Genomic DNA, 13,869 nt, shown 5'->3' with positions numbered 1-13,869 from the left:
CGGTACTGTCGAATGTCAAACTTTATCAAATGGATGAAAACCAGATTTGAACTGTTATGGCCCCCGACGACTGCAAATTCCGCATATAGCTCGTTTACCCTATCCAACCTGACGCAAGGTTCAATTAACAACCGCGGTAAGTACGCGTACTTTTAGGCGGCGTTTACGGCATTTGCGTCGCCGTCTTGCCCACATTTTCAGGTGCTAACCCAACTTTTTAGTACAGCTAGGTATGCGCAGAATTAACCAAATTCATCGCTCCGACCACAGTCTTACTTAGCCGCCATTGTGCCTGGTTATTTGGTCCGCGTTAGAGTCACAGTCGGATGGCTCAGCCATCTAGGAGGTGCTGAAAGCCGCAGCTTCGTGAGCGACCACCGTTGATATAGCTTAAATGCTAGAAACGCACCTAAAGCGGCAGCGCTACGGTCGATTTGATCTCTTCCATCGACAGTAGCGCGGTGACGTTGTGCACCTTTACCTCTGAAATCAGCGCCTGATAGAATGTGTCGTAGGCGCGGGCGTTTTTCACACGTACCTTGAGGATGTAATCAATGTCCCCTGCTAGCCGGTGTGCCTCTTGCACTTCGGGGCGTGATTTCAGGGCTTTGAGGAATTTGGCCTGCCATGCTGCGTCATGTTCGGACGTCCGGATCAGTACGAAAAAACAGGCCTCAAACCCAAGTGCCTCTGCGTCCAGCAAAACGGTCTGTGGGCCAATAATGCCTGCCTCACGCATCTTGCGGATACGATTCCACACCGGGGTCTTAGAAGAGCCGACGTTCTTGGCAATTTCATCCAACGACTGCGCCGCGTCGGCCTGCAATGCTGCCAAAATTTTCCGGTCTGTCGCGTCAATCCGTACCGACATTCTCATTTCTCCGCATTCTTAGGACGCGTGGTCCTAAATCCCGGGCAACCAGAACATCTTTCCTTAACTGCCCCCTAGGGGAAGCAAATAGCAGAACGATATTCTATATTAAACCCAAGAAATCAGAGGTCCGCTATGCAGCACTTTCCAATTTTTCTTGCCGTTGCTGGTCAGTCCATCGTCCTTTCGGGCGGCGGCGATGCGGCTATGGCAAAGCTGCGCCTGCTGATGAAGACCGAAGCAAAGCTGACCGTATTTGCGGAACACGTCGCGCCAGAGATCACCGAATGGGCCATTCAGGGTAAACTGGATATCGTCTCGCGCCCGTTGCGCGATGGCGATGTAGCGGGTGCTGCTCTTTTTTATGCGGCGAATGAGGATGATGACGAAGATGCGCGTGTTGCGGCAATTGCCCGCGCAGAAGGCGCTTTAGTCAATATCGTCGACAACTTGCATGACAGCCAATTTATCACCCCTGCGATTGTTGACCGTGATCCCGTAACTGTAGCAATTGGCACCGAGGGCGCAGCGCCCGTTTTAGCACGCGCGATCAAGTCGGATTTAGAAGAACGCCTACCCCAATCTTTGGGAATGCTTGCACGGATCGGCAAAGGCTTTCGTCACGCGGTTGATGTATTGCCAATGGGGCGTAAACGCCGCACGTTTTGGTCTGACTTTTATTTTTCGGCGGGGCCACGTGCGCTCGAACGCGGCGGTGAGGATGCGGTCGTTCCAACATTGGAAACGCTGCTAGATCAGCAAATCATGTCACAGGATACGCAGGGCCATGTCGATTTGGTCGGTGCAGGTCCCGGCGACCCAGAGCTTTTGACGCTAAAGGCACGCAATGCGCTGCATCGCGCAGATGTCGTGATCCACGACCGTTTGGTTTCAGGCGAAATCCTAGAGCTCGCGCGTCGCGAAGCGATTATCATCGATGCTGGCAAGACGGGATTTGGCCCTGCCACTGCGCAAGAAGATATCAACGCGCTTTTGGTGCGCCACGCCCAAAAGGGGCATCACGTGGTGCGCCTAAAATCCGGCGATCCGACTGTATTTGGTCGCCTTGACGAAGAAATCGATGCCTTGATCGACGCCGACATCCAATATCGTGTCATTCCCGGCATTACCGCTGCCTCTGCGGCCGTTGCAAACATCGGGCAGAGCCTGACAAAACGGAACCGCAATTCGGCAGTGCGCTTGATCACGGGCCATGACACCAAAGGATTCGCCGACCACGATTGGAAGGTGCTCGCCGCCCCCGGAGAGGTTGCCGCGATCTACATGGGCAAAAAATCTGCTCGTTTTTTGCAAGGTCGGCTGCTAATGCACGGCGCAAACCCTGCTACACCGGTCACTATCATTGAAAACGTAAGCCGTGCCGACCAACGTATCATTGCGACCACATTGGTCGAATTGGAGCCAACCATGACCAAAGCCGATCTGGCAGGTCCTGTCATCACATTTTACGGCCTCGCCCCGCGCGACGCCGTTGCGCAATCGCTCACGCTCAAGGAGTTCGCATAATGCCTCGTGCTTTTACCCCCAAAGTTATCACCGCAAATGCTTTGCTTGAGGGTGATGCCGTCTGGTTTACAGCCGACGACACATGGAGCCCTAACATGGCCGATGCCGAATTGATCACCGATGAGGCACATGCCGATCTGCGCCTGCTTGAGGCACAGTCGCGTCAAAGCGAAATCGCAGGCGCCTACCTTGCCGACGCCAAAGCCGGACCAAACGGTCCAGAGCCAACCCATTTCCGTGAAGAGTTCCGCACGCGCGGTCCTTCGAATTATGCCCACGGCAAACAAGCAGACAACGCGTCTCGGACCTGATCCGCGACCTACCCTCAACCCACGACGTTACGGGCCGCCTGTAACGCGAAGGAAAAGACCAGATGTACGTATACAACGATTTTGACGAAGCATTTGTCCGCGAGCGTGTCGCACAGTTCCGCGGTCAAGTAGAGCGCCGTATCGACGGATCGCTAACCGAAGACGAGTTCAAGCCACTACGGTTGATGAACGGGCTGTATCTGCAGTTGCACGCCTACATGCTGCGCGTCGCGGTGCCTTATGGTACGCTGAACCCGTCGCAGATGCGCCAGCTGGCCTATATCGCTGATCGCTGGGACAAGGGCTATGGCCACTTTACCACGCGCCAAAACATCCAATACAACTGGCCGAAACTTGGCGATGTGCCTGACATTCTCGAGGCTTTGGCTGACGTTGGAATGCACGCGCTGCAAACTTCGGGAAACACGATCCGTAACGTGACGGCTGACCATTTCGCGGGCGCTTCTGCCGATGAAATCGAAGACCCACGTCCGGTTGCAGAATTGTTGCGCCAGTGGTCGACAGATCACCCAGAGTTCCAATTCCTGCCACGTAAGTTCAAGATCGCAGTCAGCGGTTCAGAGCATGATCGCGCCGTGACACGCGCCCACGACATTGGCGTCCGCATGGTGCGCAATGCCGATGGCGTCGCAGGCTACGAGATCATCGTTGGCGGTGGTTTGGGCCGGACACCAATGGTCGGCAAGGTCATCCGTGATTTCCTACCCAAAGAAGACCTGCTGCCGTATTGCGAGGCTATCGTCAGCGTTTATAACCTTCTGGGTCGCCGCGACAACAAATACAAAGCGCGGATCAAAATTACGGTCCACGAGAACGGCCTCGAGACAATGCAACAGCTTGTCGAAGAACGTTTTGAGGCGATCCGTCAGGGCTTTACCGGTTTTGATCAGGAACTGCTGACATCCATCGAAGCAGCATTCGCGCCGCCTGCCTATGTTGAAAAATCAGTTGATGCATATGAGGCCGCGCGCCTTGCCAATCCCGCATTCAAATCATGGTCTGACACAAACCTGTCGGCACATAAGGCGCCGGGTTATGCAATCGTATCCATCAGCGTCAAAAAACACGGTCAAACACCGGGTGATGCGACTTCGGATCAGATGCGAGCGATGGCGGATATCGCAGAACAATACGGCCACGGCGAATTGCGCATCAGTCACGAGCAAAACGTGATCTTGCCACATGTGCACAAGGCCGACCTGCCTGCTGTCTATGCAGCACTACGCGAGGCAGATTTGGCGACAGCCAACATCGGCTTGGTCAGTGACATCATCGCCTGCCCCGGTATGGATTACTGTGCCTTGGCAACAGCGCGTTCGATCCCAATCGCCCAAGAAATCGCGACCCGTTTCGAAGAGCTCAAGATCGAACATGAGATCGGCGAGCTTAAGATCAAAATCTCGGGCTGCATCAACGCATGTGGACACCACCACGTTGGGCATATCGGCATTCTGGGATTGGATCGCGCAGGCGTTGAAAACTACCAAATCACGCTTGGTGGTGACGGCACCGAAACGACAGCGATCGGCACCCGTGCTGGCCCCGGCTTTAGTGCTGACGATATCGTCCCTGCGATTGAGCGGCTCATCACTGGCTACATGAAGCTACGTGAAAACGAAGACGAGACATTCCTGCAAGCCTTCCGTCGGCTGGGGATGGAACCCTTTAAAGCAATCCTTTATCCCCCTGCCGAGGATAAAGCGAATGCAGCGTAAGACTGCCGGATTTGCAGGCCCCAACGCACGGCATGCAGATTCGACCCTTATCGCACCACAACCCAAAGCCGTCACAAACCGGCCGCTTTGGGCACATAAGATGAATGAAACAGTAAACGGCCCCTCTTTCGCTTGGGCGAAACAGGCACCCAAAGGAATTGCAACATGAGCGTCATCGTAACAGATAGCGGGTTTGGCACCGACGATTGGACCAATGGTTTTGTTGCCCGCGAAGACGCGCCAACCACTGGCGACTATTGCATTGATCTGCCGTCCGACACGGCACCAGAGACATTGGCGCAACTGACGAACGCCCCAATGATCCGTATCGACTTTCCCTCATTCGCAGATGGCCGTGGCTTTACGCTTGCGGCGATGCTGCGTCGTGCAGGCTTCAAAGGACGTCTGCGCGCAAAAGGCCACGTGATTGCCGACCAATACGCCATGGCGCGTCGGTCCGGTTTTGACGAGGTCGAAATCGACGAAACGCTAGCCGCCCGCCAGCCCGAAAACCAATGGCTCTTCCGTGCGAAATGGCAAAGCCACGACTACCAAGCACGGGTGCGCGGATAAGCCCCCTTCCCTGACCCAGATAAACGACTAGACCGGAGGGCGGCCAAACGGGCCGCCAATTCACATTATGACTGAGCAAACACCAGTGACTGACACACCTGCCAAAGCCGTACCTGTCTTGCCTGATGCGCAGACTGTTACCGAAGTTAAGCACTACACCGATAGCCTGTTCTCTTTCCGCGTCACGCGCCCTGCATCATTGCGGTTCCGTTCTGGCGAGTTCGTCATGATCGGCCTGATGGGCGACCCTGACCCCAAGACTGGCAAACAACGCCCCTTGCTGCGCGCATATTCCATCGCATCCCCGTCTTGGGACGAAGAGATGGAGTTCTATTCGATCAAAGTCCAAGACGGGCCGCTGACTTCAAAGCTTCAGCACGTAAAAGTGGGCGATCAGATCATCCTCCGCCCCAAGCCGGTTGGCACATTGGTCCACGACGCGCTTTTGCCCGGCAAACGCCTGTATTTCTTCTCGACCGGGACAGGTTTTGCACCTTTCGCCAGCTTGCTGCGTGAACCGCAAACCTACGAAGACTACGATGAGATCATCATCACCCATACCTGCCGTGAGGTCGCCGAACTGACCTATGGTCGTGATCTGATCGAAGGTCTGAAAACGGATGAGCTGCTCAACGAAGTGATCGGCGAAGGTTTCTGGAAGAAAATCAAATACTACCCAACAACCACTCGTGAAGAGAGCCCAAAAATGGGCCGCATCACGACGCTGATCGAAAACGGTGAACTGTTCAGCGATCTCGAGATTCCTGCAATTGATCCAGCAACAGATCGCGCGATGGTCTGTGGTTCGTTGGCTTTTAACCTCGACATCAAAGAACTGCTGGAAAAGGCTGGTCTCAAAGAGGGTGCGAACTCTGAACCAGGTGAATTCGTGATTGAAAAAGCCTTTGTCGGCTAAGTAAATCCACAGAATAAAAAAGGGCCGCGTCAGTGATGATGCGGCCCTTTTTGTTTTATGTATAGGGGCTTACATGCCCAGCATGCCTTTCAGCTGCTCCAATGCGGCTTCTAGCAGCTCTGGGTTATCTTTCGCTGCGTTCAGTGCTGAAGTGATTGTGGTCTTTTGCAGAACAGACAGATCAGAACCCTCGACAAGCTCCATCACTTTGTCTGAGTCAAAACCATCGGTGGTCAACAGCTCAGCAACGGCACCCATGGCGCTATCCGCAGCAGTGTCAGCTTCAGCAGCGGCTTCTTCTGCCACGGCGGCGGCTTCTTCAGCGACCTCTTCGGCAGCTTCGGTTGCTTCCTCTGCGACAGCAGCCGCTTCTTCTGCAACTTCAGCTTCTGCGGCTTCAGCAGCGGCGGCAGCCTCTGCTGCGGCTTCTTGCGCTGCCGCCTCAGCGGCTTGTGCTTCAGCTTCGGCAGCGGCGGCAATTGCGGCGGCTTCTTCTTCGGCAGCGGCCCGCGCGGCATCCAGTTCAGCGGCGGCAGCGGCTTCGGCCTCTGCTGCTGCAGCTTCAATCGCGGCTTGAGCTTCGGCTTCAGCGACGGCGGCTGCTTCTGCCTCAGCTTGTGCTGCAGCTTCTGCTTCTGCAGCAGCTTGGGCAGCGGCTTCTGCTTCGGCAGCGGCTTGGGCAGCGGCTTCTGCTTCGGCAGCGGCTTGTGCCTCGGCCTCTGCAGCGGCAGCTTCGGCTGCTGCTTGTGCTGCCGCAGCTTCTGCAGCGGCTTGTTCAGCAGCAGCAGTTGCACCAGTCAGAACGCCGACAGCTTCTGCTGGTCCACGGCCTTTGGCAGTATATTGATAACCAAAAAAACCAAGTACGGCGACAATAACCAAAATGGCAATTGCTCTCATTGTTTTATCCTTTCAGATCTTTTTGTCAGGCGCTTCGGCCCTCAATGCGGATATGTCAGAAGGCTGAAACAAGGTGAAGTAGAAAACACGGGGAAAATCTGACCCCTGAGCGCAGTTTTGCGGGTTGAAGAGACCCGCTTAGCAGTCTACTTTACAGACCACCTCAATGGAACAATTTAAGGATAAAGACCATAGGACGCAGACCCCACAACGCCCCACCGCAACGCGACACAGGGCCACGGATCAACGACCGAATTCGCGCAAGTGAAATCCGCCTCATCGGTGCGGAAGGTGAAAACGTAGGCGTTGTTTCGCCTCAGCGTGCATTGGCGATGGCAGACGAAGCTGGGCTGGACCTGGTTGAGATCTCTCCCAACGCGACGCCACCCGTTTGCAAGATCATGGACTATGGCAAGTTCAAATACGAGACTCAGAAAAAAGAAGCTGAGGCGCGTAAGAAACAAAAAACCATTGAAATCAAAGAAGTGAAGTTCCGTCCAAACACGGATAACCACGACTACGAAGTCAAAATGCGGAATGTTTTCAAATTCCTCGACAATGGCGACAAAGTTAAAATCACACTGCGTTTCCGTGGTCGTGAAATGGCGCACCAAGAGCTGGGCCGTCAATTGCTAGAGCGTGTTGCAGAAGACACCAAAGACGCTGGCAAAGTTGAGAACTTTCCAAAAATGGAAGGCCGCCAGATGGTCATGCTGATCGGTCCTCTGCCGAAATAAGATTGGCAGTTAGAATTCACTAAGCCCCGGTCATCGACCGGGGCTTTTTGTTTGGATTAGGTGATGTCGGCAACGGCGCGCTGAGTCATTACCTTGACCAAATGAGCCCGATAGGCCGCGGAACCGTGCACATCAGAGAGCATACCCTCTGCCGAGAGCGACAAGCCATCCAGCGAAGCAACCGAAAAATCGCCATTAAGCGCCTGCTCTGCTTCACCCCAACGAAAAACGCCTTCCTCGGATGCGCCAGTCACCGCCACGCGTACACCATCGGCGTATCGGGCGACAAATACCCCAACAAGAGCGAACCGTGACGCGGGCTGTGCAAATTTTTGATAGCTTGCCTGTAACGGCACCGAAAAGCGCAGTTCGGTGATTAGCTCCCCCTCTTCGAGGGCGGTTTCAAACATCCCTTGGAAATAGTTATCTGCATCAATCTCGCGCCGATCTGTCACGATTGTCGCCCCACAGGCCAGCGCAGCAGCCGGATAGCACGCAGATGGGTCGTTGTTGGCAAGGGATCCACCAATTGTGCCCCGGTTTCGTACCGCCGGATCACCAATTTGACCCGCAAGCGCAGCGAGCGCCGGGAAATTAGTCACACCAGTCGCAACTGACGCATGCGTGGTGCAGGCGCCAATCCGTACAGAATTGTCATCAATCGCAATCTGCTTGAGCTGTTCTATCCGGCTCAGACTGATCAGTTTGCCGGGCACAGCAAGCCGCGCCTTTAGCGTTGGGATCAGTGTCTGCCCACCAGCAAGCACCTGATTTTCGTCGTCCTTCAGTGCCTCTATCACCTGCTCCAAGCGCGTCGGCATCTCGATATCAAATGCGTACATAGTGACCTCTATTCCGCAGGTAGCGCCGACACATCTTGGCCAGATGCAGCCAATACCGCCTTGATAATGTTGTGATATCCTGTGCAACGACAGATATTGCCTTCGAGATATTCACGTATCTCGGTTTCGCTGGGGGTTGGATGTGCGGCAAGCAATGCCGTCGCTGACATCACCATTCCCGGCGTGCAAAAGCCACATTGCAGCCCGTGATAATCCTGAAACGCTTGCTGCACGGGGCTGAGTGTTCCGTCAGGTTCCGCGATCCCCTCGATCGAAGTCACTTCGGATCCATCGGCCTCTACGGCGAACATCGTGCAGGATTTCACGGCTTTGCCGTCAACATGCACCACACACGCACCGCATTGCGACGTATCGCAGCCGACGTGTGTTCCGGTTAGCTGAAGATCACTACGCAAGAAATCGACCAACAATCGATTGTCCGCAACCGTCTGCGATACTGGTCTTCCATTCACGATCATATTTATCGTTTTCATTGGCTCCCCCGAATTTGCCCAGACGCAAGCCAGAGTTAAACATGCACGGGATTGATTGAGAACAGAAATCTTAGCGAACGGCCCCCTTTCGAAGAACCTGCGTCACCTGCGCCAAAATGCTTAGCGCGATTTCTTGCGGTTGCCTGCCACCCAGATCAAGTCCGACGGGACCATGGATTCGCGCGATATTTTCTTTAGAATACCCTGCCTCTGTAAGGCGTTGCACCCGTCCTGCATGCGTACGCTTGGACCCTAGACAGCCGATATAGAACGCAGGGCTATCTAATGCAGCGGTGATCGCCGGATCATCAATTTTCGGATCGTGGGTCAAAGTCACAACTGCACAGCGCGTAGCTAATCGCAATTCCCGCAGTGCCTGATCCGGCCAATCAAGTGACAAGGGAATATCAGGAAACCGCTCTGCAGTGGCAAAGGCCGCACGCGGATCAATCACCGTCGGTGCAAATCCGCAGTGCTGTGCCATTGCGACAAGAGGTTGTGCGATATGAACAGCCCCGACAATGATCAACCGAACGGGCGGGTTGTGGATCGCAACAAAGGTGCGGCCGTCTTCCTCAAGTCCCGACTGATCTAATTGAAACCGCGCGGGATATGCATCAGCACCGACCAAATACGATCCGCCGTCTTGAATATCCGTCACATATCCAATTGGCCGCGCGTTATTAGCGGCTTCAACCCATTGCTCGAGCAAAGCTATGGGCAGAACCGTTTCCACTGGCTCGACAAGGATTTTGATCGTACCGCCGCAAGCCAACCCAACGGCAAAGGCATCCCCATCAGACACCCCATATTCGAGCAAACGCTGCGCGCCCTCTGCTATGGCTTCAATCGCCTCAATAATGACTGCTGCCTCGACGCATCCGCCAGACACTGACCCCTCGATCCTGCCGTCTTGATCAATCACGAGTTGACTACCCGGTCGACGCGGCGCTGATCCCCATGTCTCGACCACCGTGGCGATCGCAACTTGCCGACCCTGCCGATGCCAGGACAAGGCACATTCAACGAGATTTCGTATTTGCGCAGTCATCACTCACGCCTCCGATTTGATGCAGTCCGATAGACCCAAGGTCGGATTGTGACACATGATGATCCTGCAGCGAAAGAGTGATTCACCCAGCGCCAAACCGGAAGTAATAGCCAGACATTAACTATTTCCAAATCGTTAACGCGTTCGCACCACGTAACCAAAGACGTCATTTACGCCTGATTGGATCAAAACAAAATACAACCAGAGGGTAAAAATCCGAATTCCTTTGTAAATTACTAAGATAGATATGGATCACGCAGCATAGTTCTGCCTTATTACGCCCGTAAATTTAGACGAGTATGCCGGTTTACGGCGCAAAGGCGAACCAATGGTCGACAAACACCTGTCATTCGAGACCCACCTCTCGAAACTTTCAAAGAACGCGTGGCTGAGCGAAGTCGACGACATCTGTGACGACCACGGCTTTTTTGAACAATTGGGTAGTGATCATTTCGCCGGCTTCCTTGAGGCCGGAAACAACCTATTGGTGACCTTTGAGGATATCGAAAAAGTACAATCCCAAAACGCACGTTCAGAGCCGCGCGGTTTCACCTTTAGCCGCCACGAAGGGTGGTCTTATCTGGCGATCTTTTCATCCAGCGAGAGTTGGTTTCGCGACCCTGCCGTTTTCGATTTCTTTGATCGTTTGGTCGATGATGGATTTTTCGAAGACTTTGAAAAGATCGTTTTTTACGGAGCGCACGGTGGTGGTTACGCGGCAGCGGCGTTTTCCGTCGCAGCGCCGGGATCAACCGTTATTGCATTGCGCCCGCAAGCAACACTAGATGCCGCCACGACCAACTGGGACCCCCGCTATCGCAAATTCCGAAGTTTGGATTTTTCGGGGCGGTATGCATATGCGCCCGAGATGATCGAAGGTGCCGAACAAGTATTTATCGCATATGATTCAACAGATCATTTGGACGCGGCGCACGCGGCATTATTTCGACAGCCCCATGTCACGATGGTACGCTGTCCACTGATGGGAACCAATCTGGATCAAACCTTTGATCGGCTGGGCATTCTGAATATTGTGATCAAACTGGCAATGGATGGGTCGCTGAACCATGATAGGTTCCAGCAGCTTCTACGCTCGCGTCGTTACGACGACACCTATGCCATTGGATTGATTGAGCATCTTGTACGCTCAAATCACATGAGCCTTGCTCGCATTATCTGCGAATACAAGGCTCAGCGTAGTAAGAACCCGTTTTACAAAGCGGCCCTCAAGGACCTGAAACGGGCAGATCGAGATTAGATGCCGTAAACGTCGCGGAAAACGTGACGGACGATTTCGTTGCGCTTGATGCCTAGTTCGGCAAGCTGCGCGTCGCTCATGTCGTTCAAACGGCGAACTTCGTCGCTACGATCTTGTGCTTCGATAATGCGGCTGAATGCTGATGCAATCGTTGCCCCGATTTTGGACAGAATGCCGGGTTGGGGTTGTGCAGATACGGTATCAGTAAAAAAGGCCATCGTAAGCTCCTGTTAGGTGCGGTTCCTATGCCCCTAATATACGTCACTTATGTTGACCTAAAACTGCCAATGCTGCATTGCCGCATTGCACGTGCCGCATAGCACTATTCAGAGGCGTTTCGCTGATCGATCATTTTCTTGGCAACTTCGATGATACGGGTCGCAAAATACCCCAACGTCCCGCCAAGCACGATCCAAAACGCCGTGCCGCTATATAGGATCGCAGATGCAATCCCAGCCGCAAGCATCGCCACGATAAAGGCAACGAGCCGTTTTTCGTTATCTGCAATAGCAATGTGTTCACTGATTCCCTTGAAAAGCGGTGCGATCAGAGTCTCAATTTGGGGCGTCAAAAAACCGGCGACACCAGCGATGATAAAACCAAGCATGAAGCTCTCCATTTCTATCGAATTGTTAACAACTTATATCAGTGCGTCAGAAGCAAACTACAAGTGGTAACACAACAGCTATGGCCTTGGCTGGCGCAACGGTGTAACCCGGCAACATGCCTGACAAAGATCTTACCTCACTGACGATCCGCCGCCCTGATGACTGGCACCTGCACTTGCGTGACGGGAATATGCTGCGTGCGGTCCTACCCGAAACCGCCCGCCACTTTGGTCGTGCGATCATTATGCCAAACCTTGTGCCCCCTGTTGTGACGGCGGCACAGGCCTCTGCCTATCGCGACCGCATCCTTGCGGCCCTTCCCGCAGATATGACGTTTGAGCCGCTAATGACGCTGTATCTCACAGAGAGCACGGACCCCGCCGATGTGCGTACCGCCTATGAAAGCGGCATAGCGACGGCGGTAAAACTCTATCCTGCTGGGGCGACAACGAACTCTGCTTCAGGTGTACGTGACTTTGAAAAGGTGCGCCCTGTTCTCGATACAATGGCGGAAATCGGCATGCCGCTGTGTGTGCACGGCGAAGTCACTGACAGCAGCATCGATATTTTCGACCGTGAGGCCGTGTTTATCGACAAGGTGCTCAAGCCCCTGCGCAAGAAAGTCCCTGATCTAAAAGTTGTGATGGAACACGTCACCACCGAAGACGCCGTCGATTATGTGCGCGACAATCACAAGAACCTTGCCGCGACGATCACGACACACCACTTGATTATCAACCGCAATCATATCTTGGCTGGCGGGATCAAGCCTCACTACTACTGCCTGCCTGTCGCAAAGCGCGAGGCGCATCGTGTCGCACTGGTGCAGGCTGCCGTTTCGGGTGATCAGCGTTTCTTCTTGGGTACTGATAGCGCGCCGCATACCGACCCAAACAAGCTTCAACCTTGTGGGTGCGCAGGAATCTTTACCGCGCCGAATACGATGTCCTGCCTCGCCGAAGTGTTTGAAGCAGCAGGTCAACTGCGCAAGCTCGAAGCTTTTGCCTCGCTCAATGGTCCGCGCTTTTACGGGTTAGCGCCAAGCGACGAAACGATCACCCTGCGCAAAGGTGAGCCAGTGACCTACCCCACCCAAATTCCGACGGATGACGGCCCGGTCACCGTGTTTGATCCCGGATTTGACCTGCACTGGCATGTCGAAACGTAAACACCCGCCTCAGCCAAAAACAAAGACAAATAGGTGCTTGCCATGATCCCCACATCATTCCCCGCCAAAGAAGAAATCGCACGTCTGACCGCTGGTATGCTGATCGAAATCGGCGCGATCGACTTTAACGCCAAAGAACCGTTCACACATGCATCAGGCAAGCAGGCGCCGACCTATGTCGATTGCCGCAAGCTGATTTCGTTTCCACGTATTCGCGCGACCCTGATGGATTTCCTGTCCGTTACAATCATGCGCGAAGCTGGCTTTGAAGCATTTGACAACATCGCGGGCGGTGAAACTGCTGGCATTCCTTTTAGCGCCATGGTGGCAGAGCGCCTCGCCCTGCCGATGACATATGTCCGCAAAAAGCCCAAAGGATATGGCCGCAACGCCCGCATCGAAGGTGTCATGACCGAGGGCCAGCGCGTTTTGCTGGTCGAAGACTTGACCACTGATGGCGGATCAAAACTCTCCTTCGTGGATGCGATCCGCGACACAGGCGCGACCTGTAATGCCACGGCAGTTATCTTTTACTACGGTATTTTCGAAGGCGTTGAAAAAACGCTGGGCGATCATGGCGTTCAGTTGATCAGCCTGTGCACATGGTGGGATGTTTTGGCCGAAGCCAAAGCCCGCAACGCATTTGATGCCGAAACACTGGAAACGGTCGAGGCATATCTGCGCGATCCAGCCGGGTGGAAACCCGCCTAAGCTTATCCACAGGCTGTGCATAACTAATCGCATATTTTGTGTGCGCAGCCTGACCCGCTTCAAAATATTGAAGAACCCCCAGAACACTGCTACCGTTTGCGGAAGTTATCCGCATTGATCCACAGAATGGGCTCTGGCCAGCTTTGCGCGTGCCCTGTTAGAACCC

Annotated in this window: 17 protein-coding genes; 10 read left to right on the top strand and 7 right to left on the bottom strand. The window is 54.1% G+C overall.

Features of this window, described 5'->3' with window-relative positions:
- Positions 1 to 409 precede the first annotated feature (409 nt).
- The gene (locus tag TW80_RS03315) at positions 410 to 871 is read right to left on the bottom strand and encodes an Lrp/AsnC family transcriptional regulator (RefSeq protein ID WP_045995918.1); all 462 of its coding nucleotides are present in this window, start codon (positions 869 to 871) and stop codon (positions 410 to 412) included.
- A 135-nt stretch (positions 872 to 1,006) separates the two neighbouring features.
- On the opposite strand from TW80_RS03315, the gene cysG reads away from it, so the two are divergent.
- The 6 genes from cysG to TW80_RS03285 all read left to right on the top strand — a co-directional run bounded on the left by cysG (position 1,007) and on the right by TW80_RS03285 (position 5,934).
- Entirely contained in the window at positions 1,007 to 2,398 is a 1,392-nt protein-coding gene (gene cysG / locus TW80_RS03310; protein WP_045995917.1) for a siroheme synthase CysG, read from the top strand.
- Complete coding sequence (locus TW80_RS03305; RefSeq protein ID WP_045995916.1) at positions 2,398 to 2,709, top strand: DUF2849 domain-containing protein; 312 nt, start codon at positions 2,398 to 2,400, stop codon at positions 2,707 to 2,709. The genes cysG and TW80_RS03305 overlap by 1 nt, the downstream gene beginning before the upstream one ends.
- Before the next feature lie 62 nt (positions 2,710 to 2,771).
- Positions 2,772 to 4,445 (top strand): nitrite/sulfite reductase, encoded by a 1,674-nt coding sequence (locus tag TW80_RS03300; RefSeq protein WP_045995915.1) that lies wholly within the window; start codon positions 2,772 to 2,774, stop codon positions 4,443 to 4,445.
- Positions 4,435 to 4,614, top strand: a complete 180-nt coding sequence (locus TW80_RS03295) for a hypothetical protein (protein WP_045995914.1) — start codon at positions 4,435 to 4,437, stop codon at positions 4,612 to 4,614. Before TW80_RS03300 ends, TW80_RS03295 begins: the two co-directional genes overlap by 11 nt.
- Positions 4,611 to 5,018 (top strand): DUF934 domain-containing protein, encoded by a 408-nt coding sequence (locus tag TW80_RS03290; protein WP_045995913.1) that lies wholly within the window; start codon positions 4,611 to 4,613, stop codon positions 5,016 to 5,018. Before TW80_RS03295 ends, TW80_RS03290 begins: the two co-directional genes overlap by 4 nt.
- A gap of 67 nt (positions 5,019 to 5,085) precedes the next feature.
- Positions 5,086 to 5,934: a ferredoxin--NADP reductase gene (locus TW80_RS03285; protein WP_045995912.1), complete on the top strand. Its 849-nt coding sequence runs from the start codon at positions 5,086 to 5,088 to the stop codon at positions 5,932 to 5,934.
- Positions 5,935 to 6,003: 69 nt separating this feature from the next.
- Here TW80_RS03285 and TW80_RS18260 read toward each other — a convergent pair whose 3' ends face one another.
- Positions 6,004 to 6,834, bottom strand: a complete 831-nt coding sequence (locus TW80_RS18260; protein WP_045995911.1) for a hypothetical protein — start codon at positions 6,832 to 6,834, stop codon at positions 6,004 to 6,006.
- Between the two features lie 182 nt (positions 6,835 to 7,016).
- Here TW80_RS18260 and infC point away from each other — a divergent pair, with 182 nt between their 5' ends.
- The gene (gene infC, locus TW80_RS03275; protein ID WP_342585897.1) at positions 7,017 to 7,571 is read left to right on the top strand and encodes a translation initiation factor IF-3; all 555 of its coding nucleotides are present in this window, start codon (positions 7,017 to 7,019) and stop codon (positions 7,569 to 7,571) included.
- 56 nt (positions 7,572 to 7,627) lie between these two features.
- On the opposite strand, the gene TW80_RS03270 is transcribed toward infC, so the two are convergent.
- From TW80_RS03270 to TW80_RS03260, 3 genes are all read right to left on the bottom strand, one after another.
- Positions 7,628 to 8,413: an FAD binding domain-containing protein gene (locus TW80_RS03270; RefSeq protein WP_045995909.1), complete on the bottom strand. Its 786-nt coding sequence runs from the start codon at positions 8,411 to 8,413 to the stop codon at positions 7,628 to 7,630.
- An 8-nt stretch (positions 8,414 to 8,421) separates the two neighbouring features.
- Positions 8,422 to 8,907, bottom strand: a complete 486-nt coding sequence (locus TW80_RS03265; protein WP_045995908.1) for a (2Fe-2S)-binding protein — start codon at positions 8,905 to 8,907, stop codon at positions 8,422 to 8,424.
- 70 nt (positions 8,908 to 8,977) lie between these two features.
- Complete coding sequence (locus TW80_RS03260) at positions 8,978 to 9,958, bottom strand: XdhC family protein (RefSeq protein WP_045995907.1); 981 nt, start codon at positions 9,956 to 9,958, stop codon at positions 8,978 to 8,980.
- 328 nt (positions 9,959 to 10,286) lie between these two features.
- Between TW80_RS03260 and TW80_RS03255 the strand changes: the two genes are divergently transcribed.
- A complete protein-coding gene (locus tag TW80_RS03255; RefSeq protein WP_045995906.1) occupies positions 10,287 to 11,216 on the top strand; it encodes a hypothetical protein in 930 nt (309 codons plus the stop codon).
- Here the strand turns inward: TW80_RS03255 and TW80_RS03250 are convergent.
- Positions 11,213 to 11,434 (bottom strand): DUF1127 domain-containing protein, encoded by a 222-nt coding sequence (locus tag TW80_RS03250; protein ID WP_045995905.1) that lies wholly within the window; start codon positions 11,432 to 11,434, stop codon positions 11,213 to 11,215. The genes TW80_RS03255 and TW80_RS03250 overlap by 4 nt on opposite strands.
- A gap of 104 nt (positions 11,435 to 11,538) precedes the next feature.
- A complete protein-coding gene (locus tag TW80_RS03245; RefSeq protein ID WP_045995904.1) occupies positions 11,539 to 11,823 on the bottom strand; it encodes a hypothetical protein in 285 nt (94 codons plus the stop codon).
- A gap of 116 nt (positions 11,824 to 11,939) precedes the next feature.
- Here TW80_RS03245 and pyrC point away from each other — a divergent pair, with 116 nt between their 5' ends.
- Together pyrC and TW80_RS03235 are read left to right on the top strand one after the other, a co-directional pair.
- Entirely contained in the window at positions 11,940 to 12,992 is a 1,053-nt protein-coding gene (gene pyrC, locus TW80_RS03240; RefSeq protein ID WP_045995903.1) for a dihydroorotase, read from the top strand.
- A gap of 42 nt (positions 12,993 to 13,034) precedes the next feature.
- Positions 13,035 to 13,703, top strand: a complete 669-nt coding sequence (locus tag TW80_RS03235) for an orotate phosphoribosyltransferase (protein WP_045995902.1) — start codon at positions 13,035 to 13,037, stop codon at positions 13,701 to 13,703.
- Positions 13,704 to 13,869: the final 166 nt, after the last annotated feature.

Origin of the sequence: Loktanella sp. S4079, assembly GCF_000967725.1 — a bacterium.
In the GTDB taxonomy this organism is placed as follows: Bacteria; Pseudomonadota; Alphaproteobacteria; order Rhodobacterales; family Rhodobacteraceae; genus Yoonia.
Note: the sequence above shows the minus strand (reverse complement) of the source record. Positions and strands in the feature narration are given on the sequence as shown.

Excerpts from the sequence above, each read along its gene's own strand:
- TW80_RS03315 (WP_045995918.1), bottom strand. The coding sequence starts at position 871 with ATGTCGGTACGGATTGACGCGACAGACCGGAAAATTTTGGCAGCATTG.
- cysG (WP_045995917.1), top strand. The coding sequence starts at position 1,007 with ATGCAGCACTTTCCAATTTTTCTTGCCGTTGCTGGTCAGTCCATCGTC.
- TW80_RS03305 (WP_045995916.1), top strand. The coding sequence starts at position 2,398 with ATGCCTCGTGCTTTTACCCCCAAAGTTATCACCGCAAATGCTTTGCTT.
- TW80_RS03300 (WP_045995915.1), top strand. The coding sequence starts at position 2,772 with ATGTACGTATACAACGATTTTGACGAAGCATTTGTCCGCGAGCGTGTC.
- TW80_RS03295 (WP_045995914.1), top strand. The coding sequence starts at position 4,435 with ATGCAGCGTAAGACTGCCGGATTTGCAGGCCCCAACGCACGGCATGCA.
- TW80_RS03290 (WP_045995913.1), top strand. The coding sequence starts at position 4,611 with ATGAGCGTCATCGTAACAGATAGCGGGTTTGGCACCGACGATTGGACC.
- TW80_RS03285 (WP_045995912.1), top strand. The coding sequence starts at position 5,086 with ATGACTGAGCAAACACCAGTGACTGACACACCTGCCAAAGCCGTACCT.
- TW80_RS18260 (WP_045995911.1), bottom strand. The coding sequence starts at position 6,834 with ATGAGAGCAATTGCCATTTTGGTTATTGTCGCCGTACTTGGTTTTTTT.
- TW80_RS03270 (WP_045995909.1), bottom strand. The coding sequence starts at position 8,413 with ATGTACGCATTTGATATCGAGATGCCGACGCGCTTGGAGCAGGTGATA.
- TW80_RS03265 (WP_045995908.1), bottom strand. The coding sequence starts at position 8,907 with ATGAAAACGATAAATATGATCGTGAATGGAAGACCAGTATCGCAGACG.
- TW80_RS03260 (WP_045995907.1), bottom strand. The coding sequence starts at position 9,958 with ATGACTGCGCAAATACGAAATCTCGTTGAATGTGCCTTGTCCTGGCAT.
- TW80_RS03255 (WP_045995906.1), top strand. The coding sequence starts at position 10,287 with ATGGTCGACAAACACCTGTCATTCGAGACCCACCTCTCGAAACTTTCA.
- TW80_RS03250 (WP_045995905.1), bottom strand. The coding sequence starts at position 11,434 with ATGGCCTTTTTTACTGATACCGTATCTGCACAACCCCAACCCGGCATT.
- TW80_RS03245 (WP_045995904.1), bottom strand. The coding sequence starts at position 11,823 with ATGCTTGGTTTTATCATCGCTGGTGTCGCCGGTTTTTTGACGCCCCAA.
- pyrC (WP_045995903.1), top strand. The coding sequence starts at position 11,940 with ATGCCTGACAAAGATCTTACCTCACTGACGATCCGCCGCCCTGATGAC.
- TW80_RS03235 (WP_045995902.1), top strand. The coding sequence starts at position 13,035 with ATGATCCCCACATCATTCCCCGCCAAAGAAGAAATCGCACGTCTGACC.